At 63.4% G+C, this 1,720-nt stretch carries 1 protein-coding gene; it reads right to left on the reverse strand.

Annotated elements, in window-relative coordinates:
• Nucleotides 1–1,659 (reverse strand): aconitate hydratase AcnA (acnA, locus tag RT662_RS15410; protein WP_313671571.1); only part of this gene is annotated, 1,659 nt, incomplete at its 3' end.
• Nucleotides 1,660–1,720 lie beyond the last annotated feature (61 nt).

Genomic DNA, 1,720 nt, shown 5'->3' on the forward strand with positions numbered 1-1,720 from the left:
CGAGGCGAGGTAATTGGCCTTCACGTCCGGCGACACGCGGCCTTCGAAGTTGCGATTGCCCGACAATACCGAGCAGGCAACGATGTCGTTGGCGTTGATGGCGTCCGAAATCGGTTCCGGCAGCGGGCCGGAGTTGCCGATGCAGGTGGTGCAGCCATAGCCGACCAGGTTGAAGCCCAGCGCGTCCATGTCCGCCGTCAGGCCCGACTTGTCGAAATAATCAGTGACGACCTTGGAGCCGGGAGCAAAGCTGGTCTTCACCCAGGGCTGGTTCTTCAGGCCGAGCGCGCGGGCCTTGCGGGCGACAAGACCGGCGGCGACCAGCACGGCGGGGTTTGATGTGTTGGTGCAGCTGGTGATGGCGGCGATCACCACGTCGCCATGGCCGATGTCGTAATTGGCGCCGGCCACGGGCACGCGCTGGGCCATCTTTTCGGCCTTGCCGTAACCGCCGGCCAGTTCCTTTTCGTAGGCCGGCTTGGCGTCAGACAGCAGCACCTTGTCCTGCGGGCGGCGCGGGCCGGCGAGGCTGGGCATGACGGTGCCGAGATCGAGCTCCAGCGTGTCGGTGAAGACGGGATCGGGCGTATCGGCTTCGCGCCACAGGCCTTGCGCCTTGGCATAGGCTTCGACCAGCGCCACGGTTTCGGCGTCGCGGCCGGACAGCACCAGATAATCGATGGTCTTGGTATCGACCGGGAAGAAGCCACAGGTGGCGCCATATTCCGGCGCCATGTTGGCCAGCGTGGCGCGATCAGCGAGCGTCAGCGCATCAAGGCCGGGGCCATAATATTCGACAAAGCGGCCGACGACGCCCTTCTTGCGCAGCATCTGGGTGGCGGTGAGCACCAGATCGGTGGCGGTCACGCCTTCGGCCAGATTGCCGGTCAGCTTGAAGCCGACGACTTCGGGGATCAGCATGGAAACCGGCTGGCCGAGCATGGCGGCTTCGGCCTCGATACCGCCCACGCCCCAGCCCAGCACGCCAAGGCCGTTGATCATGGTGGTGTGGCTGTCGGTACCCACGCACGTATCGGGATAGGCGACCATCGCACCCGACGTGTCTTCGCTGCTCCAGACTGTTTTTGCGAGATATTCCAGGTTCACCTGGTGGCAGATGCCGGTGCCGGGCGGCACCGCGCGGAAATTCTTCAGCGCGCCGCCGCCCCAGCGCAGAAACTCATAGCGTTCCAGGTTGCGGGCATATTCCAGCGCCATATTGTCTTCAAACGCCTTGGGGTTGCCGAATTCATCGACCATCACGCTGTGATCGATCACCAGATCGACCGGCACCAGCGGGTTGATCTTCATCGGATTACCGCCCAGCTTGGTGATGGCATCGCGCATGGCGGCCAGATCGACAACGCAGGGCACGCCGGTGAAATCCTGCATCAACACGCGCGCCGGGCGATAGTTGATTTCGTGGTTCGACGTGCGGGTGCCCTGCCAATCGACCACGGCCTGCACATCGGCGGTGGTCACGGTGCTGCCGTCTTCAAAGCGCAGCAGATTTTCCAGCAGCACCTTCATCGAATAGGGCAGGCGCGAGACGTCACCCAATTGGGCGGCGGCAGCCTCCAGGCTGTAATAGGCATAGCTTTTGCCGGCCGCCTGCAGCGTGCGGCGGGTGTTCAGACTGTCCTGGCCGATGGCGGTCATGGCGCCTCTCCTTTTGTATGTGCTTTGACAACTTGTCGCACGGTCTAGCCCAGATGGTGCA

Source organism: Sandarakinorhabdus sp., from assembly GCF_032115815.1.
Classification (GTDB): domain Bacteria; phylum Pseudomonadota; class Alphaproteobacteria; order Sphingomonadales; family Sphingomonadaceae; genus Sandarakinorhabdus.